The organism is Nocardia sp. JW2 (assembly GCF_051843015.1).
Lineage (GTDB): Bacteria > Actinomycetota > Actinomycetes > Mycobacteriales > Mycobacteriaceae > Nocardia > Nocardia coubleae.
Genome location: NZ_JBPXLK010000002.1, coordinates 301,043 through 326,158 on the forward strand (window position 1 = coordinate 301,043; position 25,116 = coordinate 326,158).

At 64.7% G+C, this 25,116-nt stretch carries 18 protein-coding genes; 5 read left to right on the top strand and 13 right to left on the bottom strand.

Going from position 1 to position 25,116, the window contains the following annotated elements:
- Window positions 1-13: 13 nt before the first annotated feature.
- Window positions 14-1,480 (bottom strand): type VII secretion integral membrane protein EccD, encoded by a 1,467-nt coding sequence (gene eccD, locus ACSVDM_RS04380; protein WP_439262989.1) that lies wholly within the window; start codon window positions 1,478-1,480, stop codon window positions 14-16.
- 184 nt (window positions 1,481-1,664) lie between these two features.
- Between eccD and eccCa the strand changes: the two genes are divergently transcribed.
- From eccCa to ACSVDM_RS04400, 4 genes are all read left to right on the top strand, one after another.
- Window positions 1,665-5,699, top strand: coding sequence for a type VII secretion protein EccCa (gene eccCa, locus ACSVDM_RS04385; RefSeq protein ID WP_439262991.1), 4,035 nt, complete (start codon window positions 1,665-1,667; stop codon window positions 5,697-5,699).
- On the top strand, window positions 5,696-7,153 hold the full coding sequence (locus tag ACSVDM_RS04390) for a type VII secretion-associated protein (RefSeq protein ID WP_439262993.1): 1,458 nt from the start codon (window positions 5,696-5,698) through the stop codon (window positions 7,151-7,153). The genes eccCa and ACSVDM_RS04390 overlap by 4 nt, the downstream gene beginning before the upstream one ends.
- 123 nt (window positions 7,154-7,276) lie before the next feature.
- Window positions 7,277-7,597 carry a WXG100 family type VII secretion target gene (locus ACSVDM_RS04395; RefSeq protein WP_439262995.1) on the top strand — a complete coding sequence of 107 codons (321 nt, stop codon included), beginning with the start codon at window positions 7,277-7,279 and terminating at the stop codon, window positions 7,595-7,597.
- Between the two features lie 38 nt (window positions 7,598-7,635).
- On the top strand, window positions 7,636-7,941 hold the full coding sequence (locus ACSVDM_RS04400) for a WXG100 family type VII secretion target (RefSeq protein WP_181700674.1): 306 nt from the start codon (window positions 7,636-7,638) through the stop codon (window positions 7,939-7,941).
- Between the two features lie 50 nt (window positions 7,942-7,991).
- On the opposite strand, the gene ACSVDM_RS04405 is transcribed toward ACSVDM_RS04400, so the two are convergent.
- The 12 genes from ACSVDM_RS04405 to ACSVDM_RS04460 form a co-directional block, all read right to left on the bottom strand.
- Complete coding sequence (locus ACSVDM_RS04405) at window positions 7,992-9,191, bottom strand: DUF7373 family lipoprotein (RefSeq protein ID WP_439262997.1); 1,200 nt, start codon at window positions 9,189-9,191, stop codon at window positions 7,992-7,994.
- On the bottom strand, window positions 9,182-10,417 hold the full coding sequence (locus ACSVDM_RS04410) for a DUF7373 family lipoprotein (RefSeq protein ID WP_439262999.1): 1,236 nt from the start codon (window positions 10,415-10,417) through the stop codon (window positions 9,182-9,184). The genes ACSVDM_RS04405 and ACSVDM_RS04410 overlap by 10 nt, the downstream gene beginning before the upstream one ends.
- A 17-nt stretch (window positions 10,418-10,434) precedes the next feature.
- Entirely contained in the window at window positions 10,435-11,997 is a 1,563-nt protein-coding gene (locus ACSVDM_RS04415; RefSeq protein WP_439263001.1) for a serine/threonine-protein kinase, read from the bottom strand.
- 131 nt (window positions 11,998-12,128) lie between these two features.
- Window positions 12,129-13,325: a DUF7373 family lipoprotein gene (locus ACSVDM_RS04420; protein WP_439263003.1), complete on the bottom strand. Its 1,197-nt coding sequence runs from the start codon at window positions 13,323-13,325 to the stop codon at window positions 12,129-12,131.
- A 6-nt stretch (window positions 13,326-13,331) separates the two neighbouring features.
- Window positions 13,332-14,555, bottom strand: a complete 1,224-nt coding sequence (locus tag ACSVDM_RS04425; protein ID WP_439263005.1) for a DUF7373 family lipoprotein — start codon at window positions 14,553-14,555, stop codon at window positions 13,332-13,334.
- A 10-nt stretch (window positions 14,556-14,565) separates the two neighbouring features.
- Window positions 14,566-15,756: a DUF7373 family lipoprotein gene (locus ACSVDM_RS04430; protein WP_439263007.1), complete on the bottom strand. Its 1,191-nt coding sequence runs from the start codon at window positions 15,754-15,756 to the stop codon at window positions 14,566-14,568.
- A 169-nt stretch (window positions 15,757-15,925) separates the two neighbouring features.
- Complete coding sequence (locus tag ACSVDM_RS04435; protein ID WP_439263009.1) at window positions 15,926-17,122, bottom strand: DUF7373 family lipoprotein; 1,197 nt, start codon at window positions 17,120-17,122, stop codon at window positions 15,926-15,928.
- Complete coding sequence (locus ACSVDM_RS04440) at window positions 17,122-18,339, bottom strand: DUF7373 family lipoprotein (RefSeq protein WP_439263011.1); 1,218 nt, start codon at window positions 18,337-18,339, stop codon at window positions 17,122-17,124. Before ACSVDM_RS04440 ends, ACSVDM_RS04435 begins: the two co-directional genes overlap by 1 nt.
- Before the next feature lie 74 nt (window positions 18,340-18,413).
- On the bottom strand, window positions 18,414-19,925 hold the full coding sequence (locus ACSVDM_RS04445; protein ID WP_439263013.1) for a serine/threonine-protein kinase: 1,512 nt from the start codon (window positions 19,923-19,925) through the stop codon (window positions 18,414-18,416).
- A 76-nt stretch (window positions 19,926-20,001) separates the two neighbouring features.
- On the bottom strand, window positions 20,002-21,237 hold the full coding sequence (locus ACSVDM_RS04450) for a DUF7373 family lipoprotein (protein WP_439263014.1): 1,236 nt from the start codon (window positions 21,235-21,237) through the stop codon (window positions 20,002-20,004).
- A complete protein-coding gene (locus tag ACSVDM_RS04455; protein WP_439263016.1) occupies window positions 21,234-22,424 on the bottom strand; it encodes a DUF7373 family lipoprotein in 1,191 nt (396 codons plus the stop codon). Before ACSVDM_RS04455 ends, ACSVDM_RS04450 begins: the two co-directional genes overlap by 4 nt.
- A gap of 56 nt (window positions 22,425-22,480) precedes the next feature.
- Window positions 22,481-23,671, bottom strand: coding sequence for a DUF7373 family lipoprotein (locus ACSVDM_RS04460; protein WP_439263018.1), 1,191 nt, complete (start codon window positions 23,669-23,671; stop codon window positions 22,481-22,483).
- A 143-nt stretch (window positions 23,672-23,814) separates the two neighbouring features.
- Here ACSVDM_RS04460 and ACSVDM_RS04465 point away from each other — a divergent pair, with 143 nt between their 5' ends.
- Window positions 23,815-25,116, top strand: coding sequence for an FHA domain-containing protein (locus tag ACSVDM_RS04465; protein ID WP_439263020.1), 1,302 nt, complete (start codon window positions 23,815-23,817; stop codon window positions 25,114-25,116).

The window sequence follows — 25,116 nt, forward strand, 5'->3', positions numbered from 1 at the left end:
GTCCGTGCGAAAGCTACAGACCGCGCACCAGCGAGTAGAGATCGGCGACCCAGAACACCAGCGGAAGCACCGCGGCGACGAAGCCGTACTCGATGAGTTCGGCGGCCCGGCGCATCGGCGGGGTGGCGGACTGGTTGGGCACGATCAGGCCGATGACCAGCGCGGCGACCAGGATCACCAGCGCGGCCCCGAACACCACGAGCGGCTGTTCCATCCCGACCGCGACACCGATCAGCATCAGCAGCACGATCGCCGAACCACCCGCGATCAGCACGACGGCCTGCTCGGCGCCCGCGTAGGTGCGGCTGCGGAACATCAGGACCACCGCGCACACCAGCGCAAGCGCGATGCCGGGCCAGTACGGGTCGTCGGCGGACGGGTTGGTCGCGAGCAGCGCGCCGACGACGGTGACCAGCGTGGTCGCGCTGACGAGGCCGGCGAGGTAGTTGCGGGCGCGCTCCGAACGGGCGCGCAGATTGTCGAGGGTGGGCAGCGCGCGGTGGTCGTCCGGGTCGTCCTCGGTGGGGTCGATCGGGGTGCCGGGGGAGGGGACCGGCGGCAGCGGCAGCTTGGCCAGCAGCATCGAAACACGCGGCGAGAGTGAAAGACCCGCGAGCGCCAGCGCCGCGACGACGGCGCCGATGGCCTTCACCGGCTGATCGGTGAGCAGACCGACCAGCGCAGCGGGAACGACGAACAGCGAAATCGCGGCGGCACCGATGAACAGCGCGAGCCCCACCCCGGTGACCCGCCACGCGAGCACCGCAGTCGCACCGAACAGGGCGGCGCCGAGCAACAGATTCGCCCAGCCGTAGTGGTCGGGCACCAGCATCATGCCGCCGGTGAACGCGGTCGGCAGGGCACATCCGCCGAGGACCAATGCGGCGGAGGTGTCGCCGTACATGCGGCTGAGCACCGTCCCGGCGATCACGCACAGCACGGCGACGAACAGGGCCAGCGACCCGCTCACCCAGAACGGCACACCGTCGGGGGCGGCGAGCAGGCCGAAGCAGCCGACCAGCATCGTGAGCGCGGCGAGCACGGAACCGGTGATGCGCGCGGTCTTGGGGGTCCAGCTGCGGTAGTGCTCGGCGTCGGCGATCGCGACGTTGTACATGATGTCGTCGAACAGCGGCGTCGGCGCGGTGTGCGAGGCGCTCTCGAGCATCAGCAGCTCACCGTCGCGCACACCGTGTTCGCCGAGGCTCAGCGAGTTCGAGAAGGGCGGATGGCCGATGCGGGCCAGGACCCATTCGGCGGGTTCGTAGCGTTCGCCGTCGTTGTCGAAGTCGTTGGAGCGGCTGTGCGCGGCGACCATGTCGACCACACTCGGGATGACGAGCGCGACCGGAACGTCCACCGGAATCGCCATGTCGACCTGTGTGTGCTTGGCCAGAATCGTCACCCGGGCAAGGTCGGGTGCGCGAACGATTCCGCGCGCGGAATCCTCTTCCACATGATCGAGTCGCGCGTGCGTCAAAACTCCCCCAACTCCGTCTCTACCTCGCGTTTCCGCTCGACCGGTCAGCGGCCGACAGTTTGCGGAACCCACCGTTCGGACAGCAGAATGCCTGACGAACCATACGACATGTCGGCCGCGACCTCTACACTGAGCCCGTCGCGAGGACAGACAGCGAGTAGTCAAGCAGGGGGAGTCTTCGACCATGAGCACAGTCCGGTTCCAGCGCCGTGCCCGGCGCGAGATGCCGCGCACGCCCGGTGGCGAAGTCACCCTCCAGCCGCCGCCCGAGATCCCACGCATCACGCCCGGCAATCTGCTGATGAAGCTGATGCCCGTGGTCATGGTGGTCGGCATGGTCGGCATGATGGCGCTGATGTTCACCCAGGGCAGCGGCATGCTGTCCAACCCGATGTCGATGATGTTCCCGCTGATGATGATCATGTCGATGGTCACCATGTTCGGGCAGGGAAACGGCAAGGGCGCCAAGGCCGCCGAGGCCAACGAGGATCGTAAAGACTACTTGCGTTATCTCGATCAGGTCCGCAAGGACGTCGACGAGACCGCCAAGCAGCAGCGCGCCGCCGTCGAGTGGAGTCACCCCGAGCCCGGCCTGATCTGGATGCTCGCCGGCACCAGCCGCATGTGGGAACGACGCTCCGGTGACAAGGACTTCTGCCACGCCCGCATCGGCCTGGGCGGTCAGCGTCTCGCCACCCGTCTCGTCGCCCCCGAGACCGGTCCGGTCGAAGAGCTCGAGCCGATCGCGGCGGTCTCCCTCCGCCGTTTCGTCCGCGCCCACTCCACCGTCCCCGACCTGCCGACGGCCATCGCGGTGAAGGGCTTCGGCACCATCGCCCTCGACGGCGACCGCGCCCAGGCCCGCGACATGACGCGCGCGATGTTGTTGCAGCTGTGCATGTTCCAGGCCCCCGACCAGGTGCTGGTCGCGGTGGTGTGTGGTCCCGACACCGCCCGTGAATGGGAATGGACCAAGTGGCTGCCGCACACCCAGCATCCCGAGGTGACCGACGGTGTCGGCACCCAGCGCATGTTCTACGGCTCCATCCGCGAAGCGATGTCGGGCCTGCACCCGCTGCTCGGCAACCGGGTGCGCTACTCGCGTAACCAGCCGAACAACCCGAACATGGTGCACGTGGTCATCGTGGTCGACGGCGGTCTGCTCGAGGCCGAGGACGACCAGCTGCGCGAATCCGGTTTCGAGGGCGTCACCATCATCGACCTGTGCAATTACGCACCGCGCCTTGCCGTTTCGCGCGGCATCAAGATGGTCGTCGAGAACGGTGAGTGCCTCGGCCGCGGTGCCACCGGCAACCAGGAACGCTTCGCCACCATCGACCGCGTCAGCGCCGAGCAGGCCCAGCAGGCCGCCCGTCGCCTCGCCCCCTACCGCGCCGCCACCCAGCGCAGCAGCGATGTGGAGACCGACGAGTCCGAGGCCATCACCAGCTGGGCACAGCTGATGAACCTCGGCGACATCGGCAACTTCAACCCCGCCAGCGCGTGGCGTCCCCGCTACGGCCGCGAACGCCTGCGCGTGCCCTTCGGTCTCGGCGCCGACGGTGCCCCCGTGGAACTCGACATCAAGGAAGCCGCCGAGAACGGCATGGGCCCGCACGGCCTCTGCATCGGCGCCACCGGTTCCGGCAAGTCCGAGTTCCTGCGCACCCTCGTGCTCAGCCTGCTCGCCACCCACTCACCCGACCAGCTCAATCTCGTCCTCGTCGACTTCAAGGGTGGCGCCACCTTCCTCGGCCTCGACGGTGTCCCGCACGTCGCCGCCGTCATCACCAACCTCGAAGACGAGGCCGACCTCGTCGACCGTATGAAGGACGCCCTGGCCGGTGAGATGAACCGCCGCCAGGAAGTCCTGCGTCAGGCGGGCAACTTCGCCAACGTCTCCGAATACGAGAAGGCCCGCGCGGCAGGCGCCGACCTCGACCCACTGCCCGCGCTGTTCGTCGTGCTCGACGAGTTCTCCGAACTCCTCACCCAGCACCCCGATTTCGCCGAACTGTTCGTGATGATCGGCCGCCTCGGCCGCTCGCTGCACGTGCACCTGTTGCTCGCCTCCCAGCGCCTGGAAGAGGGCAAGCTCAAGGGCCTCGAGTCCCACCTGTCCTACCGCATCGGCCTGAAGACCTTCTCCGCCAACGAGTCCCGCCAGGTCCTCGGCGTCCCCGACGCCTACAACCTGCCCAACTCACCCGGTGGTGGTTACCTCAAAGCCGACTCCGGCGAGATCCAGCGCTTCCAGGCCTCCTACGTCTCCGGCCCCTACGTCGGCGGCGGCTCGCAGCGCGAGGTCACCAGCGCGGGCATCGTCGGCGGCGAGATCGACGTCAACGCCCGCCCCTTCAGCGCCACCCACGTCGACTTCCGCACCTCCGACCGCATCCCGCTGCCGGTCGAGGCCGAGTACGAGCCGGAGCCGACGGGCGACGAGAACGACCAGGTGTCGAACCTGAACATGCTCGTCTCCCGAATCCAGGGCCATGGGCGTCCCGCACACGAGATCTGGTTGCCGCCGTTGGACGAGGCGCCGACGTTGGATCAGTTGATTCCGCGGTCGATTCTCACGGGGGAATACTCCGCAGCCGCCACATTGCGCGCACCGATCGGCATCGTCGACAAGCCATACGACCAGCGTCGTGACCCGTTGATGCTCGACCTGTCCGGCGCGCGTGGCCACGTGGCGATCGTCGGTGGCCCGCAATCGGGTAAGTCGACTGCGTTGCGTTCGCTCGTGATGGCAATGTCGTTGGCGCACACGGCCGAACAGGTGCAGTTCTACTGCCTGGATTTCGGTGGTGGCACCCTGGGCAGCCTCGAAGGCCTGCCGCACGTGGGTTCGGTGGCGAGCCGTCTCGATCCCGACAAGGTCCGCCGCACAGTGGCAGAGATGTCGACGCTGGTCCGGCAGCGAGAGAAGCGCTTTCACCAGCTCGGCATCGAGTCCATGGCCGAGTACCGGCGCCTGCGCGCGTCCGACCCCAACAGCAGCCCCGCAGCCGCCGGTGCCCACGCCGACCCCTACGGTGATGCCTTCCTGGTGATCGACGGCTTCGGCACGATCCGCCAGGACTACGAAGCCCTCGAGCAGCAGATCACCAATCTTGCGCTGCAAGGCCTTTCGTACGGCGTGCACGTGGTGATCTCGCTTTCGCGGTGGATGGAAGCCCGCCCCGCCCTCAAAGACCAGATCGGCACCCGCATCGAACTTCGCCTCGGTGACCCGATGGACTCCGAGATCGGCCGTAAGTTCGCGTCGCTCGTTCCGCAGGGCAGACCAGGCCGCGGTATCACGCCTGACGCCCTGCACATGCTGATGGCGTTGCCGCGTGTCGACGGCAGTTCGGACCCGACGGATCTGAGCACCGGTGTCGCGCACGCAGTCGATTTGATCGCCCAGCGCACCCCGGGCCGCCCGGCCCCTGGCACCCGCACCCTGCCCGACGAGCTCGATCGTGCATCGCTGCTGCGCGCGATGAACGATTGGCCCGCCGGCCTCGACCCGTCGCGCCCGAACCTGCAGGTTCCGATCGGTGTCAACGAATCCGAACTCGCCCCGGTGATGCTGAATCTCGCAGAGACGCCGCACTTCTTGGTGTTCGGCGACAGTGAGTGCGGTAAGACCGCGTTGCTGCGTGACATCTGCCAGGGCATCGTGGAGTCGAATACGCCCGGTCAGGCGAAGATCATCCTCGGCGACTACCGGCGCACCCTGCTCGGAACGGTCGAGGGAAATCACCTCGCCGGCTACGCGCCGTCGTCGGAAGTACTTGCTCCGTTCGTTCAGCAGGTTGTCGGCATCCTGAAATCACGGATGCCCGGTCCGAACATCACCCAGCAGGAGTTGCGCGCACGCTCCTGGTGGTCGGGTCCGGAGCTCTACCTGATCATCGACGACTACGACCTGGTGGTCACGTCGTCGGGTAATCCGCTGACACCCCTGGTGGAGTACATCCCGCACGCGAAGGACATCGGCTTCCACCTGATCATCGCCCGTCGCTCGGGTGGCGCGTCGCGCGCGCTGTACGAACCGGTCATCTCCCGCATGCGTGATGTCGGCTGCATCGGCATGGTGATGAGTGGTAGCCGTGACGAAGGCCAGCTATTCGGCAATATCCGCCCGAGCGCGATGCCCCCCGGCCGAGGAACATTGGTTACCAGGAACGCGATCGACCTGGTGCAGGTGGCATGGTCGCCGGCCCTGTGAGCATCGTCGATGTGGTCGTCAGCGGCGCGCGCATCTGGGCGCGCACCGCCGACCACCACGCAGACGTACTCCCCTCGGTGATGCCCGTGCAGGGAGGGATCGCGGTCGGAGCTCCCATTGGGGCCGAGCAACCGTCGGCAGCCGTGTTGACCTTGGCCGACGCGGCATGGATCGGATTCGGCCCGACACCTTTATCGATGGCCGACGCTGTGAATGCGGTCGTCGATGAGCTGTTCTCCGAGTTGATGCCGATAGCCCCAGGTTCGGCAATCGATGTGGCACACCCCGGTTCATGGTCCACAGCGCAATGTGCAGTCTTCGAGAACTCGCTCGCCAGGTATTCGAGCGCGGTAGTCCTCGAGACACTCGCGACGCGCATCGCTTCGTTGCGGCAGGCCCTGTCCTCATCCGAATTGATCGTCGTGGTGGAGGTGGAGTCGCTCCACCTCACGGTGAGTGCCGTCGCGCGGGCCCACGATCAGGTGCAACTCACTGCGTGTGAGCACGATCCGACCCTTGGCGCAGAAGAATTGAGCGAGGCGACCTTCGAACGCCTGGCTGCGATGATCCGTCATGTCGTGGAGGGGCACCGCCCGTCGACCGTCATCGTGGTCGGTCAACACGACGGTTCGCTCGACCAACAGCTACGCGACTTCGTCTCCGCGTCCTGGACCTCTCAGCCACCGTTGGTGCAATCATCGACGTTCACTGCCTTGCTTCGTCCGCAAGCTCGCCGCGGCGGCGCACCCGGCTCATCAGGCCAACCGAATCGCCAGGATTGGGTCGGAACCTTGCGTGAGCGCGCGGCAGCGTCAGCGCCCAGCCCACGCGCTGGAATGGCGAAAGCCATTGCTGCTGCTGCAGTTGTTCTCGTTCTGGTCTCGTTGGGCGTGGCTGGGATCATGGCGGCCAAGGGCGGGGAGGGAGAGGCTTCAGCGGCCCAAGGCTCGCTGTCGACAACCGCCTCCACCCAAGCCCTGCGACCGCCGACCACACAGTCTCTGCCGCCGTCCAGCCGACCGGCAGCACCTTCGCCCAACCACGTGATGGGTCGAGTCTCCTTCGATATCCCCGCGAACTGGCAGCTCACGGCGGCTTCGACCCCGGAACGAGCAGTGCTGACACCGAAGTCTGCGGCGGCGGCCCGAATCACTGTGATGTACAACACTGTTGCAGATCTCGCCGGATATGATGAAGTGCTAAGGGACATTACGTCACGAATCGAGCGGGCCCAGCCCGGCCGGTTCACCACACCGGAACGTGACGTGGTGTTCGCTGGGCGCCGGGGGATCGGCTACCAAGAGCTTCCTGGTGACGGGTCCGTCGTCAGGTGGTATGTCCTGCTCGACCATGGTGTCCAAACCAACGTTGGTTGCCAACATGGAACAGAAGGATGGGGGACTGTCGGATCAGCGTGCGAGGACGTGATGAGATCTGTCGCAATCACGCCGTAGATCCAGGAAATTTTCTCCGAAATGACGGAACCGAACACACCGTCGGTGCGTCCAACCAATATGAAGGGCTCAGATCGCCACCAGGGGGGTCTGGTCCACCGCTGACCACGAAGGAGCCAGAAGATGGGTTTCAACGCAACTCCTGACGAGATCCGGGCGTTCTCCGGACGGATGAAGGATAAGCACGACGCGATCCAGGGGATGATCACCCGCGCTGAAGGCCACGCGAACGACGTGAACAGCCCGGCATTCCAAGGTGCAGCGGGCAAGGCTTTCCAGTCTTCGATGCAGGAGTACCTGACGAACGCCAAGAAGCTGAACGAGGCTCTGTATGACGCGTCCGACAAGGTCTCGACCATCGCTGGGAAGATCGATGACACCGAGGTCGACAACGCTCAGCAGATCATTCAGGCCCAGCAGTTGAACATGAACACTGCTCCGTAATCCAGCTAGATCCATACTTATTTGAGAAGGGGAAAACAATGGCTGACATCGGTTCGATCCGGTATGACTTCGCGGCAATCAACGACGCTGGCACGGGTCTGCAGTCTCAGGCTCAGGCAATCACCAGCGCGCTGCAGGATTACGAGAACGAGTTTCAGCGCTTCATCGAGGAGAACTGGTCCGAGGGTGAAGGCTCGGCCGCCTTCACCATCATGCAGACCAAGTGGTCACAGGACTCGATCAACCTGAACACCAGCCTGCAGAAGATCGGTGCTACGACACTGTCGGGTGCCGACAGCATGAAGGCGACTGACCAGGCGCTGGCGAACATGCTTTTGGGTTAATCCAGAACTGCCTGGGGCGCGGGTGCGGGATTCCTGCATCCGCGCCCCTTCTATTTGAGAAGCGTTAACAGCTTGTATTGCGCGGCTGTCCGTTGATGGGTGTCCTGCATGTTGGCCCCGCCTATTCGGGCGGCAAATCTGCCCACGGTAATGAAGCACTGTGGAGGGATATTGGCGTACGAGGGATCTGTAGGGTCTACTTCGTAGCATTTCGCCGATGGGAGGCCTGGAGGGTGGGTGTCTGAGGGCCTCAAGCCGATGAGGTCAAGGCTTCCGCTCCTGAGTGCTGTCGAGAGGCGCTCTGCAGCCGCCGCATCGCGTGCGCGCCACACTCGTGACAGGCCACCCGACGTGTGGTAGTCCACGCCAGCGTCGGTGAACGCGTTGGACATCAGCTTCGTGTATTTTGACAATGATAGAGCGACGCGAGCCGGATATACCGCACTTTTGATACGCCCATCGTCAGACGGTAGTGTGTGGGCCAAAAGGTTGTCGATATCCAACTGTAGCTTTGATATTTCAGCGAGCGACGTCGGCTCGTAATCATTCAGCATCGCCAGTTGTTTATCGAAAAACTTCTTAGCAATAGATGCAGACTCGGCTGCTTCGTAGGGTCTGCTGACCGGGTCGCCGACCTTGATGTACAGCAGCATTTCATGGTGACTTGTCCAAGACTCCATCGTGCCACCGTAGAAGACCCCAGGGGTAACTTTGGTAATCGTGTTCGGCTGGTCTGCTATCGGATAGTTCTCGCCTGCGGCTCGTTCTGAAATTCGATGAACGGCATTGGTGGCAGCTGATGCCGTCTCAAACCTAAGTGTGTAAGTTTTTATATGTCGCCCGAAGTCCGGTTCGAACCTGCGTTGTCCGAAGGTTTGCCACCCGGCTACCAAGCCAGGGATTTCGGCATTGAAGTTTTCAGCATCTACGCCTGTGTTATCGAATCCGTCTGGTGGTTCGCCCCTTGTGACGTGCTGCCTATAGCCAAAATAGTTTCCGAATTCGAAGCGATGATCGTATTCGAATGGCAACGGCGTGTGGGAACCTATGTTGATCGCTTCTCGAAGGGCGCCGGATTCAGAAGTTTGGAAGGTCTCCGCAGCAACTGGCATTGTTTGATAGTTTCCGACATCAAGCTTATCCAGCTCGACGTCGGAGGTGTTTGTATTTGGATTGCTACAAGCTGCCGCCGCAGAGATCGTGATGGCGGCTACGGTGAGTGCTATTGTGTTCCGCATATTCACCCGCATTTCTTGAGTATTGCGTATTGGGCGGCGGTGCGCTCTTGTAGGGAATAGTCGGCGCGCGCTGACGTATTCCCCATCTTCTCCGCCACCACCGCGACGTAACGGTCGTATACCACCGCGCAAATTGCGTCGTAGCCTCGGCTGGGATCCTTTACGTCCAATCGTATGCACTGTGCGTCGGCGATTCCTGGCGGCGGATCGAGGGCGACATCATCCTTCGTCGGCTGGGCGAGGAATGTCTGCAGCTCGAATGCGGCAGCTAGATCGCGCGTTCGGTAGACGGTGGTCGCCCGGCGGGCAATCATATCTACTCCGGTATCGGCGTACTTCTTTCGGGCACCCTCGGGATCGCGTTCGTAATGGAGCATGCCAGAGGGTTGGAGTAGGCCGAAGTACTTCTCGTACTCGAGCCAGCTTCCGATTTCACGGGGCATTGCACGCCGCATCAGATTGCCAGGGTCGAGGGGGTGATCGAGTACGTCGTCCATTGGGATCGGTTGCTGGCTATCGAGCGATGCAGCCTGAATCTGCAGAGCCTGTTTCGCTACCGATTCCAGCTGGGGACTATCTGCGAACGAAATGCGGGCAGAAATCATCACTACATACGTTCCGTGTGCCTGCCAAACGTCGATCGCCTTGTCATCAAGCACCGATGCATGTGTTGCAGCGCCGCTGTCCAGCGCGTGCTCGATTCGTGGGCCCGATTCCAATGTCGCCCTGTGTAGTTCATGTGCCGAACGGGCCGCTTCTGTATCCGAATCAAACCGGAATATTCCGACCTCAAATTCTTTCGGGGTCCGCAGGCTCTTGTTCGATTTCCTGGCTGTCAATCCCGTGATGAAGTGTTTGCTGTCCTTGAGTATCCTCTTGTGGTTCTCGCCTAGCCCGAGGGTAATCGGAATGTCCAACACATCGATGAAGATGCTGGTCTTTCCTGTTACGACAAGCTCAGGGTCAATATCCATGGGGTGAATGGCATAGTTTAAGAGCCTGCGCCCCTCCATGAGTCTGAGCCATTCATGGCCCGGTGTTGTGCTGTTATCCCCGGCTTTGTATTCTGTCGGTTCAGTTAGATATGGCCCGGTTCGAATCTGATCGAGGTCAACTGGAGTTGAACCTGGTTTCGGATTACCTTCAACGGCTATTCCACATCCGCTGCACAATGTGATGACGGCGGTGATCAAGGCGATCCGAAGAATGCGCGCAGTTTTCTGGTTCGCGGCATGCATCTAGTAACAACTACTTTCTACTGCACAGCCTTGGCGATAATGGGCACCATCTTCTCGATGAGAATCTGTTCCGACTGAGAACTCCACACCTGGAAGGCCTGTACAGTGGCTGGGTCGTCGATGATGACTGTCTTACCGCTACCGCTGGTGAGTGAGTACGGTAGACCGCGGAATCCGCCGTTGCCGGCTTGGCTGTCCGTACGGAGAATGAGGACTACATCGGTCGTGTTCTTGACGTTGTAGTCGCCAACAGAGAGCGCTCGCGGTGACTTTTCGTCGCCGACCGCCTTGAATTCCGGATTGTAGTCGAAATCCAGATCTCGCAGGAACTTCCACTGGTCGCTGGGGTTCAAGACTACGGACAGGCTGGAGTTGCCGAAGTTGTATGCCGTGATGGTTTTGCCGCTGAACTGGGGGTTCTGGGCTCTGGCTTCGCTCATCGGGTCACCAGCAGTTGCTGCACCATCTGGTCTCGTCAGAACAAACACACCTGTGCCGACCAGTGCTGCGACGAGGAGCGCAATCAACCCAGGTAGCAAGAACTTTCGCGCTCGTTTCGGCGAGCGCAACGGCTGGGGGTTGCGGGCGGTGACGATGTCGCTTTCCGGAACACTGCCGTGGTAGCCGGTGTTCGTAGCGATAGGGCGACTGGGGTCGGTGGTCCACCGCGGCTGGCCGACCGGTTCGGTGGCGATGGTCCTGGGCCCGGTCGTGTGAGCAGTAGGCATGCTCGGCGTCGTGAGGAAGCCTTGCGAGGCGGGGGCCTGCATGGGAGACCCGAAGAGGGCGGTGTGGGCGTCCTGGACGAATTCGCGGCAGGTGTTGTAGCGCTGGGCCGGGTCCTTGGCCATCACCTTGGCGATGACGTGGTCGATCGCGGGCGGGAGGTCGGGGCGGACGGCGGTGGGCCGGGGCGGTGGTTCGTGCAGGTGGCCCATCATGACCATGGCCGACACCGTTGCCGGGTAAGGGTTTTGGCCGGTGAGGAGTTTGTAGAGGGAGCAGCCGAGGCTGTAGATGTCGGCGCGGTGGTCGAGCTTGGAACCCATCAGTTGCTCGGGCGGAGCGTAGGCGATGGTGGCCATGATGTTGCCGGTGGACGTGAGTTCCTGGCCGTCGTCCGACGACTTCGCGACGCCGAAATCGGTGAGCAGCACACGCTCCTCGTCACCGTCCTCGGCGGCGGCGATAAGGAAGTTGGCCGGCTTGATGTCGCGGTGCAGCAGCCCGCGGCGGTGGGCGTAGTCCAGGCCCTTGCCGACTTCGCCGATGATGCGCAGCGCGCGATGCGCGGGCATCCGCGCCGGGCCCTTCGCGACCTCGGCCGAGGCGTCGGTTCCGTCGATGTACTGCATGGCGATCCAGAGCTGACCGTCCTCGTCGCCGCGGTTGTACACCGCGACGATATTGGGATGGTCAAGGCCGGCCGCCAGGTTCGCCTCACGTTCGAAGCGGGCGCGGAACTCGGAGTCGGTCGACAAGTCACCGCTGAGCACCTTGAGGGCGTCGCGGCGTGGCAGGCTGGGGTTCTGGGCGAGGTAGACGGTGCCCATGCCACCGGCACCGAGGACCTTGATCACTCGGTAGCCACCTACAATTGCGCCGGGCCGCAAGGCCATTCGCATCTCCTCATCCTTCGCGCGCCCCGCAGTGCACGTGCCGACCAGGGCAATCTAACAGGTGCCGCGTTACCGCATCGTCCACGCGTTCATCAGCTGAAACCGTGCAGGAGCTTGTACTGAGCGGCCAGCTGTTGCTGAGCGTCCTGCAGATTCATGCTCTGGGATTTGATGACATACCGACCGATGGTGGTGATGCACATCGGCGGTGCGTCGGAGGCGTATTTCACCTCGGGCTTGGCGTTATAGCACTCCGCGCCTGGCATCTCGGCCGGCCCGTCCACCTTCATGTGGTCCTCGGTCGTCGAATCGGTTGCTTCGGCGACCATGTACCTGATGGCGGCATCGGCGTCACGCGCACGGAACACCGATCCGCCGGCGAAGCTGGCGTAGTCGATCCCCGCATCGGTGATGGCGGCGATCAGCTTGTCGCGGCGCGAGCCCGCCAGATGCAGGACTGCCTGTACCGGGAAGGCTGCACCCTCGCTCTCCTTCGTTTTCGCCGGAAGAGTGTGGGCCAGAAGGCCGTCGACATCGAGCGGTAGTTTCCCGAAATCGGCTACCGGCGTGGGTTTGTACGATGCGAGCAGTTCGAGCTGCTTGTCGAAGAAGCGTTTCACGATGTCGGCATCGGCCGCCGCGTCGAACGGAATGCTGATGGGGTCGGACAGACTCGCGTGGATGAGCAGGTCGCCCCGGAGCAGCCAGGCGCGCAGGTACTGGGTCGTGTACGAACCCTTGTTGATATCGACACGGGTCTGGACTTCCGGGTGGTCCGGAATCACGGGCCCGGGTACACCCTTGGTCCGCTTGCCGATTTCATCGGCGGCGAAGCGGGCCTGATCGGCGGTTTCATAACGCACGACCATGGTATCGATCTCGCGACCGGCGCTGAATTCTTCGCGTCGTTGCCCGGCCGTCTCCCATCCTGCGACCACACCGGGAATGGCGGCCGAAGTGTCTTTGCCGTTCTCGAAATCGGTACCGGGATACCAGGGCGGAGCTTCGGCCGTGACGGCGTGACCGGGACGGGCCGCGAAGACGAATCGATTGTCGTAGTCGTACGGGGTCGGCGATGCGGCGGCGATCCGGATGGATTCGCGCAACGCGCCCGACATGGCGGTGCGGGTGCTCTCGACATCGAGCGGCGTGGTCGGGTAATTGCCGGAATCCAGCTTCGCCACATCGACCTGGGGTGCGGGCGGTGCGGCCGGTTCCGGATCGTCACCGCAGGCACCGAGCAGGAGAGCGAGGGCGGCAAAAGCGCTGTAGGCGCGGGTCTTTCGCATGGTCGTCTACTCGCTCTTCCCGAGGATCAGATATTGCGCGGCGGTCCGCTCCTGCAACACCGGATCGGCCTGCAGTGCGGTGCGAGACGCCGTGGCCATTGCCATCACCACGGCGACGTAACGGCCGTGCACCAGCACGCAGAAGCCGTTGTAGCCGCGGTTGGGGTCGGCATCCGAGAGCCGCACGCACTGGGCGTCGGCGATGCCGGGCGGCGGATCCAGCACGGCGTCTTCTTTGCCACGTCGGGCCAGCGCGGTCTGTAGCAGGAACGCGGACTCGACGTCGCGCGTGCGGTAAACGGTGCTGTAGCGGCGGCCGACCAAATCGACGCCCGCCGCTTCGAATGCCTTGCGGGTCTCGAGAGTGTTGCGTTCGTAGTGCAAGATGCCCGAGTGCTGGAAGGTGCCGAAATCTTCTTGATGGAAACTCATGCCGAACGGGTCACCGGCCGGCGATTTGCCCATGGTCCGGCGCATGATGCCGTCTTGATCCAACGGTAGGTCGAGCAGGTCGTCGGCAGGAACCGGCTTGTAGGAGTCCAGCGCTTTGATCTGGGCGTCCAGCACCATCTGGATCTTCTGCGACAAGGCCGTGCGGTCGGGCTGGGGCTGCTGGATCGAGGTGACGACCACGAACGGTCCGTGCGCCTGGAACGCATTGACGCTTGCGGCCCCGATGGTGCCGTTGGCCTGGGGGTGGCCGGGGATTTCGATCGGCTGGCGGGGTGGCTCGCCTCGCGTACTCACTTCGAACATGCCGGTGGCAACGTTCTTGGCATTCTCGGCCGTACCGAAATGCAGCACTCCCACATACATCGACTCGGTGGCGCGAGCACTGCCGTTGGTCCGGACTGTCGACACCCCGGACACGAGGTCGTTCTGGTCGACGATCGGGTTGAAAGTGCTCGGCAGGCCGCCGGTTTTCGACATCTCGGACGAATCGGCGAAGATCCGGGTGTGGTCGAGCTCGGTGAGGCTCGGCATGAAATCGATCGGGTGGACGAGAAGATTCAGCAGTTGCCGACCCTCGATCAACCTGATGCGTTGTGCGGTATGCGAGCTGAAATTGAGTTCGAACGGAGTGGGCTCGACGACCTGGGCGCCGGTTTGCAGCGCGGCTATGTCGACGGGGGTGATGCCTGGTTTGGCCTGACCGGAAATCGTTGACGCGCAACCTGATCCGAGAGTCAGGACGGTGAGCAGCCCGACAAGCCGCAGGGAAGTCTTCATCGCGGATTCCTTATCGAGCGGCCAGCAGAATGTACTGCGCGATCGTCTGCTGGTGCAGGTCCTGCAGGTTCTTGTTGCGAACCTGCACGGCGTAGCGGTCCACCTGCAGATAGCAGATGTGGTCGACGGGTTTCACCTGGCCCTCGGAGTCTTTGTAGGTGTTGGCGAAACACTTGACGGGTACCGGAAGTTTTTCGGGCGCTTCGACCTCTTGCTTGTCGTCCGCCGGGGCAATCGCCTCCTGGTACATGCCGTTCGCGCCTGCCGCTGTGGCCGAACGGAAGATGACGGCCTCGCCGAAGGTGATGAGGTCGATCTGATGCTCGGCGAAATCGGCCAGCACATCCGGTGACGGTTCGGCGAACAAGTTCAACGCGCCGCGACCGGTGGAGTACCCGTCGGGCTGCGCGCGTACGGGTGCGCCGGGATCCGAGGGCAGGGTGCGGCCGAGCAGCCCGGTGGGGTCGAGCGGGATGTGTTCGAGCTTGTCCGAGGGCGTCGGCACGAACTTGTCGAGCAGGGGGATCTGCACCTCGAGTGTCTTCTCCACCTGGCTCGTGAGCCACGGCAGGTCCGGTGCACGCGTCTCGTCGTCGATCTTCATGAAGATGACGTAGCGGTCGTGCACGGTCCACGAACCGATCGAGGACACCGACGGACGCCAATGCGCGAAAGTCTTGGGGTACTTGGTGATCGGCACCTTCACGTTCTCGGTGTTGAAGGTGAAGTCGTCGTGCTCGAGCGTCGGACCCACGGACTCCGCGGTTTTCGCGTCGGGGAACATCAGCACCGAGAGATGCAGCTTGCGTGACTTGTTCTCGGCGTCGAGTTCGGTGGCCCACGAGTTCAGCCAGCCGGCGACGAGGTCTTCGGCGACCTCGTCGAAGGTGTCGTTGACGATGAGCCCGCCGAGACCCTTGCGGTTCAGCACGATCTGAGTGCTCGGAACGAACGAATCGAATCGCGCGTCACGGACGTACGCGGGATCGACCTCGAACGGGACCGCCACGTAGTCCGCGAGGCGCTGGGCCTCCCACGCTCGCGCCTGGGTCAGACTCTTGGCATTGCCGACCACCCGAGGTTCGGTCTGGTAGTTGCCGAAGTCGAGGCCCGAGGTATCCGGCGCCTCGCGCGTGGCCGAGCCGGAAACCTGTCCGCCGCACCCGGCGACAGTGGCGGTGATGACGCCGGCGACTGCCACCTGAACTGCGAAACGGGTTATCGATGCGCCACGACAGAACCTCACGCCTCCCCCTCCAACTAACTCTTTCGATCCGATGTGAGCTCGATGGCCCACCTCGTCCCCGGTGATCTGGTTCGCGGGCATAGTAGCGCACCGACGGTTATGACTTCCTTGTCAGACGCTGGGCTCACTGGTACCCGGCAAGAAGCTTGTACTGAGCGGCGAGGCGCTGATGAGCGTCCTGTGGATTCGCTCCGACCGACCCGATAACGTATCGGCCCACTGTGGTCAGACAAGTCGGCGGCAGAGCAATGGCCATCGCTTTACCAGGTTTGGCTTTGTAACACCGCGCGCCGGGCATTTCGGCAGGTGCGTCCATCGGTTCGTACCTGGGGTCGATGTCGGCGGCCTCTGCCGCCAGGTACCGGACCGCTGCGGCCGCGTCACGTGTGCGATACACCGAGCCGCCCGCGGCAGCGGCGTAGTCGACGCCGGCGTCATCGAAGGCAGGCATCATTCTGTCGGGTCGATTTGCCAGGTGCAGCAGGGCCTGCCTGGGATATACGCGGCCGACTGCGAGTCCATCCTCGGCGGGCAGGGTGCGGGTCAGCAAACCGTCCACGTCCAAGGGGGCCTTGTCGATCTCGGCCACGGGGGTGGGGGAGTAGGACTCGAGCATGGCCAATTGCTTGTCGAAGAAGCGTTTGACGATGTCGGCGTTGGCTGCCGCGTCGAAGGGCACACTGACCGGGTCGCTCAGCGCAGCGTGGATGAGCAGATCGCCGCGAACCAGCCACGCGCGCATGTATTGAGTACTGAACGAGTCCTTCGTGATCGCGACCCGTACCTGCGCATCCGGGTAGCCGGGCACTTCTCCTGGGACACCGTTTGTGCGCTTGGCCAACTCCTCGTAGGCGAACCGCGCGTGGTCGTCGTCGGTGTACCGGACCACCATCGTGTCGATTTCACGGCCGGTATAGATGTGGGCACGGCGGGAGGCGGCGGTCTGCCAGCCCGCTACCACACCGGGGATGGCGTCGAGTGTTTCCTCGGCGCCCTTGAAGTCGGTCCCCGGGTACCACGGTGGTTTGCCTGTGGTGATTTCGCGGCTCACCCGCAGCCGGTTGTAGACGAATCTATGGTCGTAGTCGTATGGCATCGGCGACGCGGCACCGATCATGACGGATTCTCGAACGGCCCCTGAAAGTGGCTGTCTCGTGGCCTCGACATCGACCGGCGTCGTCGGATAGTTCCCGGAGTTCAGCTTGCTGATATCCACTTCGGGTGCGGTCGGAGCAGGGGGCTCCGATGAGCTTCCACAGGCGCTCGAGAGGATAATCAGGACCGAAAAGGCGGCGTAGGCGCGGAGCTTTCGCATATTCATCACTCGCTCTTCGCCAGAATCGCGTACTGCGCGGCTGTGCGTTCCTGCAATGTCGGATCTGACGGCTGCGTGCTGTTCAACTGGGACGCCTGAGACATCACCACGGCGACATACCGTTCGTAGACCAGGACGCAGAAACCGTTGTAGTTGCGATTCTTGTCCGGTTCGGCCAAGCGCACGCATTGAGCATCGGCGATGCCAGGCGGCGGCTCGAGAACGGTGTCGTGCTTGCCGCGCCGAGCGAGCGCGGTTTGCAGCAAGAAGGCGGATTCGACATCCCTGGTTCGGTAGACCGTGCTGTAGCGGCGTCCGATGAGATCGACCCCCGCGTCTACCAGCGCTTTGCGGGTTTCGTGAGGGTTGCGCTCGTAGTGCAGGATCCCGGACGGGAGGAATATGCCGAAATCCTCGTTGTGGAAGCCCATCTGAAAAGGGTCGCCCACCGGGGACTTGCTCATTGTGCGCCGAACCATGCCATCCTGGTCGAGTGGCAGATCGAGCAGGTCGTCCGCGGCGACGGCCTGGAACTTGTCCAGCGCCTCGATCTGCTTGTCGAGCACGTTCTTGATCATGTCGGCCGATGAGTTGCGGTCTGCTACCGGCTGTATCGCGGTGACGATCACGAATCGGCCGTGCGGCTGGAAAGCGTTGACGCTGCTGTCCGAAGCAGAGCCGTGCGCGCCCGGGTAGCTCGGAATCGCCACCGGCTGCCGAGAGTTCTCCTGCGTGAGTCCAACGGCGTACATCGCGGCGGCGGCCGCGACGGCGTTCTGCTCTGTGCCGAATTCCAGGATCCCGACGAACAGGGATTCGAAGTCACGGCTGCTGCCGTTCGTTCGTGTTGTGCAGACGCCGGCGACCAGATCATTGGTGGTGACAGCATCTTCGAACTTCTCTGGAAGTCCACCGGTCTTGGTCATCTCTTCGGCGTCGGCGAAGATCTTGGTGTAGCTCGACTCGGTCAGGGTCGGCACGAAGTCGGTCGGGTGGACCAGGACGTTCAGGAGCCGCCGCCCTTCGATCAGCCTGACCCGCTGTGCGGCGTGCGAGCTGAAGTTCAGTTCGAAGTCGGTCGGTTCGGTGACCATCGCGCCCGTTTGCAGGGCCGCGAGGTCGACCGGTGTCGTCCTCGGCGTGGCTTGGCCGGATACTGTTGCAGCGCAACCGGATCCGAGCACCAGGACCGCCGTCAACGCAGCGAATCGCTCGAGCCGCATGTTCCCCCTCCAACCGATCACCGCGTATCGCGGCGTTCAACCGATCGACAGGCTACCGCGTCTGCGACCGACGGCTACTTCACCCGGTTTTTCAGGATCGGGACGAGGCGGGAGAGGAGGGTTTGTTCGGAGGTGGTGGTCCAGGTGCGGATGGCGGTGACGGTGAGGGGGTCGTCGATGGGGATGACGGTGGCTCGGGAGCCGGTGAGTTGGTAGGGGAGGCCGAGGAGGCCGCCGCCGCCTGCTTTTTCGTCGCTGCGGACCGCGAGGATGTAGCTGTCGTCGGGGGTGTCGAAGCGGGTGGTGGTGCTGGTGACGGGGCGGGGGGAGGGTTCCTCGCCGGTTTTCGTGTAGTTGAAGTTGTAGACGAAGCCGAGGTCTTCGAAGAATTTCGTGGGGAGGGTGCCGCCGAGGTAGGTGGCGAGTTTGCCGTCGGCGGCCACGTCGACCATGAGGACGGTTTTGCCCGCGAAGGCGGGGTTGTCCTTGCGGGCCTGTTCCAGCGGGGTCAGCGCGGCGGTGGTGCTGGTCGAGGGGCCGGGTGGGGTGGAATCGCCGCTCGAGGCCCAGATGCCGATGCCCGCGGCGACCGCGACCACCGCCACTACGGCCGCGCCCGCGAGGAGCAGCTTGTTCCTCGGCTTCTCGGATGCCGGGGCGGCGGCGGGAGGAGTGGGTGGTGACCACTGCTGCGGCACCTGGACGGGGTAGGTGGGGGCGGTGTGGTGGCCGGTGGGGTGCGAGCCAGGCACGAGGGCGGCGGTCGCGGCGTCGGTGAATTCGCGGCAGGTACCGAACCGCTCGTTCGGGTTCTTGGCCATGGCGCGGGCGATGACGTGGTCGATCGCGGGCGGCAGGCCGGGGCGCACCGCGGTCGGCCGCGGCGGCGGTTCGTGCAGGTGACCCATCATCACCATGGCCGGTTGCGTTGCGGGGAAAGGGTTTTGGCCGGTGAGGAGCTTGTAGAACGAGCAGGCGAGACTGTAGATGTCGGCACGGTGATCCAGGTGCGCACCCGACAGCTGTTCCGGTGGCGCGTAGGCGATGGTGGCGAGGAAGTTGCCGGTCTGGGTGAGTTCGGAGGCGTCGTCGGTCGACTTCGCGACGCCGAAATCGGTGAGCAGGACTCGCTCTTCGTCGCCGTAACTGCTCGACAGCAGGAAGTTCGCCGGTTTGACGTCGCGGTGCAGCAGGCCGCGCCGGTGCGCGAAATCCAGGCCCTTGCCGACCTCGGTGGTGATGCGCAGGGCGCGCAGCGGGGTCATGGCCTGCGGGTCGCGGGCGAGTTCGGCGGCGGCGTCGGTGCCCTCGACGAACTGCATGGCGATCCACAGCTGGCCGTGTTCCTCGCCGCGGTTGAAGACCGAGACGATATTCGGATGATCCAGTCCGGCAGCCAGATTCGCCTCGCGCTCGAAGCGGGCACGGAACTCGGGGTCGTTGCTGAGTTCGGCGCTGAGAATCTTCAACGCGTCGGTGCGGGGCAGGCTGGGGTGGGCCGCGAGATAGACCGAGCCCATCCCGCCCGCGCCGAGCTTCCGGATGATCCGGTACCCGCCGACGATGGTGCCGGGGCTCATCGCCATATCTCACGATCTCCTGACTCGGTGCATGCTGCCCTTGCTCGGCCGGAGCATAGCGAAACCGGCCCGAACGGGGCGGTCAGCGGGTATTGGCGAACAACGCGTACTGCGCTGCGGCACGTTGGTGGGCGTCGAGCAATTGGCTGCCACCGACCACTCCGACGTATTGCTTGTAGGCGACCAGGCAGGTGAACCGTTTGGCGCCGTCGAGGGTGCGGTTCTCCGTGCATGCGGCCTGGGGGAGGTTGGGCGGCGGGGCGGCATCGGCTTTGGGATGGTGGGGGAAGAGTTTGTCGGTGATCGCGCGCTGGGCCGAGGCGGGGTCGGCGGTGCGGATGGTCATCGTGCCGTGCGAGAAGGCGACCTGTTCGGCTTTCATCGCGGCGAACTGTCCAGCGATTCTGTCGCGTTCGGGGGAGAGGGGGACGCCGGGTGTTCCCGCGAAGTGGAGGGCCCCCGTGGCGGTGGTGACCATGTGAGCACCGTCGCCGCCGGGGAAGGTGAACTGGTCGGGATTGAGGGTGCGGACCAGCAGGTGGTCGGGGTCGAACGGGAGGGCGTAGACCTCTTCGTCGGTGAGAACGGGGACGTCGGCCATCGCCTCGATCTGCTTGTCGTAAGCCGTGGCGGCCAGGGCGGTCAGCGCGTTCTGGTCGGGTTTGTCGATCGAGAGCAGGAACGCGAGCACATAGGGGCCGTGCGGCAGTAGGGTGCGCACGAAGGGCGAATCGGGGCGCCAGTGGGAACGTGCGGCGGGGTGACCGGGGATGCTCACGGGCTGGTTGCGGCCCGCGAAGGCGGCCAGCTCGGCGTCGTGGAGTTCCTGGGCGGCCGCGGTGGCGTGGGCGGCGTCGGGGAATTGCAGCACCATGGTCGCGGCGGTGAATGTGTTCGTCGATTCCTTGGCTGGCCAGTCCATCGAGCTCACGGTGGAATCGGTCGACGCGCCCGTCGACAGGAATCCGTAGAGCATCTTGTGCTTCTCGAGGATCGGCTCGACGACCTTGTCGTCGCCGAGTTCCCAGGCGGCCGTGCCGTCGGAGAAGGCGCGTGCCCCGGTGCCGTACTTCATCCGCGGGTCGATGGCAGCGGCGTCGATGACGTGGCTCGCGACGCGCATGCCCGCCACGTGGTACATCTCGTAGAAATCGGGAACCGGGTCGTCGTCGTGGGCATTCACCGGTTCGGTGGGAAAACTGCCGACATCCAGTGTGCGGATGTCGATCTCGGCAGGCAGCGGGGAACCGGTGACCGCCGACCCGCAGCCGGCGAGGACGACAGCGAACGCGGCGATCGCGAAACGGCGGATTCTCATGACGCGTTCACCAGCAGGGCATACTGGGCGGCGGCGCGTTGCTGCACGTCGAGGAGCTGGTTGGACCAGACGTACGCGGCGTAGCGGTCGTAGGAGACGGCGCAGTAGAAGCGGATCGCGAAATGCTGATTGCGTCCGATGTATTCCTTGCATTCGGCGCTCGGCAGATTCTTCGGTGGGTCGACGGCGGTGAATTTTCGGGTGAGACCGCCCAATTCGTCGCGCACGGCCTGTGCGCCCGCGATATCGCGGGCCCGGAAGACCTCGGCGCCGTCACTGGCGTACAGGTCGACGCCGTTGTCGGCGATCATCGCGGTCATGCTCACCGGGTCGGAGGAGAAATGGCGGGCGGTGCGGCCCGCGTACACGCCGGGCGGGTTGAGCCAGGAATCCTCGCGCGGGCGGGGCGCGGTGCGGCCGAGCATGCCGTCGCGGTCACGTTGCAGGGTCATCAGATCGGCGGTGGGGGTGAAGTTGGCGACCGACGGCACGATGGTGTCCAGACTCTTGCGGGTCAGGTCGAGCAGGGCTTGCTTGTCGACCTTGCCCAGCCAGATCTTGAGGTAGTCGTAGAACCAGGTGTAGATCACCAGATGCCCGGTGGCGAACCACGATCCGATCGACTGCTGGTCGGGCTGCCAATGTGCTTTCGCCGCAGGGTAACCCGGGATCTCGATCGGCTGATTGTTGGGCGCGTAGCCGAAGTCGAGTTGCTCGAGCGCGGTCGCGGCGGCGGTGGCCTTCTGCGCGTCGGGGAAGATCATCACGGCGTTGACCATGTCGATGCCCTGGTTGTCGGGCTTGGTCTGGGCCGAACTCACGAAACCGCCGATGAAATCGGGGGCGATCTCGGCGAACCGGTCGACGGCCATGATCTTGCCGAGCGCGGCCTCGGGGTCGATGAACACCGAGGCGATCGACGGGTTGGTGTGAATGAACCGGGGATCGATATCGGCGGGGGCGGGGACGTGATCGCCGAGGCGTTCGGCCTCGATGAACCGGGCTTGATCCATGCTCGCGACGGCGCCGACCACCCGGGGCTGCGTCGGGTAGTTGCCCACATCGAGGGTGGACAGGTCGACCGGCGGATCGCTGGCCGCGCCCGGTTCCTCCCCGGAGCCGCACGCCAGCAGGCCGGTGAGCAGGACGGTCGCCAGTGCGGCGCAGGCCGGTTTCCTCGACAGCACGGCGATCATTCCTCCCCGAAACGATGGTCGGCCGAATAGTAACCCGTTCTGCCGACCTACAAACTGTTGGCCAGCAGGGCGTATTGGGCGGCGACTTTCTGCCGGATCTCGGGTTCCTGCTCGGCACCGACAATAGCCAGGTAGCGCTTGTACGGAACGTAGCAGCGGTATTCGGAATCGATGTCGGAGTTGCCCTTCGAATTGAGTTGGAAGCATTTGGCGCCGGGCACATCGGTGGGCGCGGGCACGGAATCGTAGTGCTCGGCCGAGTCGATGAAGCCCTGCATCAGCGCTTCGGCCCCCGCCTGATCGCGGACGCGGGCGATGGCGCCGCCTTCGACCAGGGCGTACCGGTCGGCGCCCGCGGCTTCGAGGAGGCGTTCGCGGGCGGTCTCGTCGTCGACCCGGCTCACGATGTGCTCGGGGCTGTACACGGCGAAGGTGCTCTGGTCGGGCTCGGTCTCGGTGGTGTCCTCCACGACGGCGCGGGCCAGCAGGCCGTCGGGATCGACGGGCAGGTCGGCGAGCTTGTCGTAGGGGGTCGGGGTGAACTTCGCGAGCTGGGCCAGGCTCGCTTCCAGCGACATATCGATCCAGGACACGAGGTCGTCGGCGTCGGCGCGTGGCCGCTGCACGAACAGTGAGATCACGAATTCCTTGTGCGCGTGGAAGGCACCGACGGTCGGGATGCCGGGACGCCAATGCACATATGCCTCGGGGTATTTCGTCGAGGCGAGCTTGCGGTTGTCCGGGGAGACGCCGAGGTCGACGTCCTCGAGTTCGCGGGCCGCCAGCGTGGCCGAGGCGCTGTCGGGGAAACGCAGGATCGCGGTGGTGATGGCGGTGGCGTCGGCACCGGGACGTTTGCTGCCGTCGGGATCGGCGCGGTCGGCGCCGAGCGTCACATAGCCGGTGACGAACTTGCGGTTCTCCAGTACCGGACGTGACACATTGGCGATGAAATCGAGTGCGCGTTCCACCGACGGGATCACGGTCGACCCGCGCCCGTAGGACATCGACGGATCGATCCGGACCGTCGGCGGCACGGCGCCCGACATCCGCATGCCCTCCACGAGCGGACCTGCGCTACCGGCCTTTTCATCGTGCGAGCGCTTCTCGACGGCGAAGGTCCCCACCTCGAGTTTGCGCACATCGATCTCACCTGCGACGGGGGTGCCACTCACCGCGCAGCCCGTGAGGGCGATCGTGACTGCCGACAATGCGAACGCGACGCGGATCCTGATCATGGCTGCCCCTCGGTGTTCCTCCCGCTGTAGGTGTGAAGTTACCGGAACAAGCCCGCCCAGGGGGCCCTAAGTGTGGTGCTTTGCCATAGTCTGGATGTCATGTCGACGACCCTGCTGCGCGGTTCCGGTGGAGGCCGATACCTGTGAGGGATCGGCAGGTCGAAATCGTGCCGGGCGCGCATGCCGTGGCGCACGTGGCGGGAGCGGTGATCGCGGTGGCGCACCGGCAGCCCGGACGCCTCACCCCGGAATCCACCGCCGCCATCGCCCTGGAATCGCTGGCCGAGCTCGTCCGCACCGCGGTGGAGGCGGAACCGGGCGGGCCGGGTGCCTCGGTCGCGCGGGAGGCCACCCGGTGGCTGATGAAGCATGCCGAGCAGATCTCGCCGGGTGTGCCGATCGACTTCGGGGTGCTCTCGGCCGCCGACAACGGCGGTGTCGCGATCTTCCTGCACGGCGCGGTGACCGCCGTGCTCGCAGGCGATCGGGGGCCTGAGTACTACCGGGGTAGTGACGCGGCGTTCACCGTCGACCGGGTGGCCTCCGAACCAGCCAAGGGCGTTGCGCTGTTCGTCGACGACGCCAAGGGCCGCATCCCCGACCTGCCCGCCGAACGCGGCATCGGCTGGCTGGTCGAGGGCATCGCGCAGGCGGCCGGGGCCGTGGTGTGGGCCAACGATGTGCGAAGCCGCGTGCGTACCGCCGACCCGGACGCCCGCCGCCTGCCGCCGCCCACTGCCCGCATCGACCGGGAACCACGCCCGCCGCAACAGGATTCGCGCCCGGCCGAGGCGCCTGCCACGGGGATGCAGCCCGCGACCTCGATGCTGGACGCGGTGACCGGAACCAACCACGATCTGGTCGACCCGCACAACGCCGAAACCCGCACCGCCGGAACCAATCCCGCCCCCGAACCCGACCCCGACCTGCAACGCAGGCTAGAGGCGACCGCCCGTTCGACGGTGCTGACGGTGAAGGTGATGGGATTCAAGTGCGCGCGAGCGCATCCCAGCGACCCGCGTTCGGCGTTCTGCACGGTGTGCGGCATGCCGGTCGACCAGACCCAGGCGCTGGCCGAAGTGGTCCGCCCGCCGCTGGGCATGCTCGTCCTCGACGACGGCATGACCTACCTGCTCGCGGCCGACGCGGTGATCGGGCGCGACCCGGAGAATTCCGAAGCGGCACAACGCGGCCTGATCCCGTTGCGCATCGACGACACCTCCGGCGGCATGTCACGCGCGCATGCCGAAGTGCACCTGGTGAATTGGGACGTGCAACTGCTGGATCGCGGTTCCACCAACGGAACTCGCAGCCGGCTGCCCGGCTATCGCGACTGGATCCGGCTCACCCCGAACCAGCCGCTGGTGCTCGTCCCCGGCACCGAGATCATGATCGGCAACCGGGTCCTGCGCTACGAACCAGCCGCGCCGCCCCCGTTCGGCTGA

Coding starts and splice junctions, on each gene's coding strand:
- ACSVDM_RS04450 (WP_439263014.1), bottom strand. CDS start 21,237: ATGAGAATCCGCCGTTTCGCGATCGCCGCGTTCGCTGTCGTCCTCGCC.
- ACSVDM_RS04445 (WP_439263013.1), bottom strand. CDS start 19,925: ATGGCGATGAGCCCCGGCACCATCGTCGGCGGGTACCGGATCATCCGG.
- ACSVDM_RS04405 (WP_439262997.1), bottom strand. CDS start 9,191: ATGCGGGTGAATATGCGGAACACAATAGCACTCACCGTAGCCGCCATC.
- ACSVDM_RS04400 (WP_181700674.1), top strand. CDS start 7,636: ATGGCTGACATCGGTTCGATCCGGTATGACTTCGCGGCAATCAACGAC.
- eccCa (WP_439262991.1), top strand. CDS start 1,665: ATGAGCACAGTCCGGTTCCAGCGCCGTGCCCGGCGCGAGATGCCGCGC.
- ACSVDM_RS04440 (WP_439263011.1), bottom strand. CDS start 18,339: ATGCGGCTCGAGCGATTCGCTGCGTTGACGGCGGTCCTGGTGCTCGGA.
- ACSVDM_RS04425 (WP_439263005.1), bottom strand. CDS start 14,555: ATGAAGACTTCCCTGCGGCTTGTCGGGCTGCTCACCGTCCTGACTCTC.
- ACSVDM_RS04420 (WP_439263003.1), bottom strand. CDS start 13,325: ATGCGAAAGACCCGCGCCTACAGCGCTTTTGCCGCCCTCGCTCTCCTG.
- ACSVDM_RS04460 (WP_439263018.1), bottom strand. CDS start 23,671: ATGATCAGGATCCGCGTCGCGTTCGCATTGTCGGCAGTCACGATCGCC.
- ACSVDM_RS04395 (WP_439262995.1), top strand. CDS start 7,277: ATGGGTTTCAACGCAACTCCTGACGAGATCCGGGCGTTCTCCGGACGG.
- ACSVDM_RS04410 (WP_439262999.1), bottom strand. CDS start 10,417: ATGCATGCCGCGAACCAGAAAACTGCGCGCATTCTTCGGATCGCCTTG.
- ACSVDM_RS04435 (WP_439263009.1), bottom strand. CDS start 17,122: ATGAATATGCGAAAGCTCCGCGCCTACGCCGCCTTTTCGGTCCTGATT.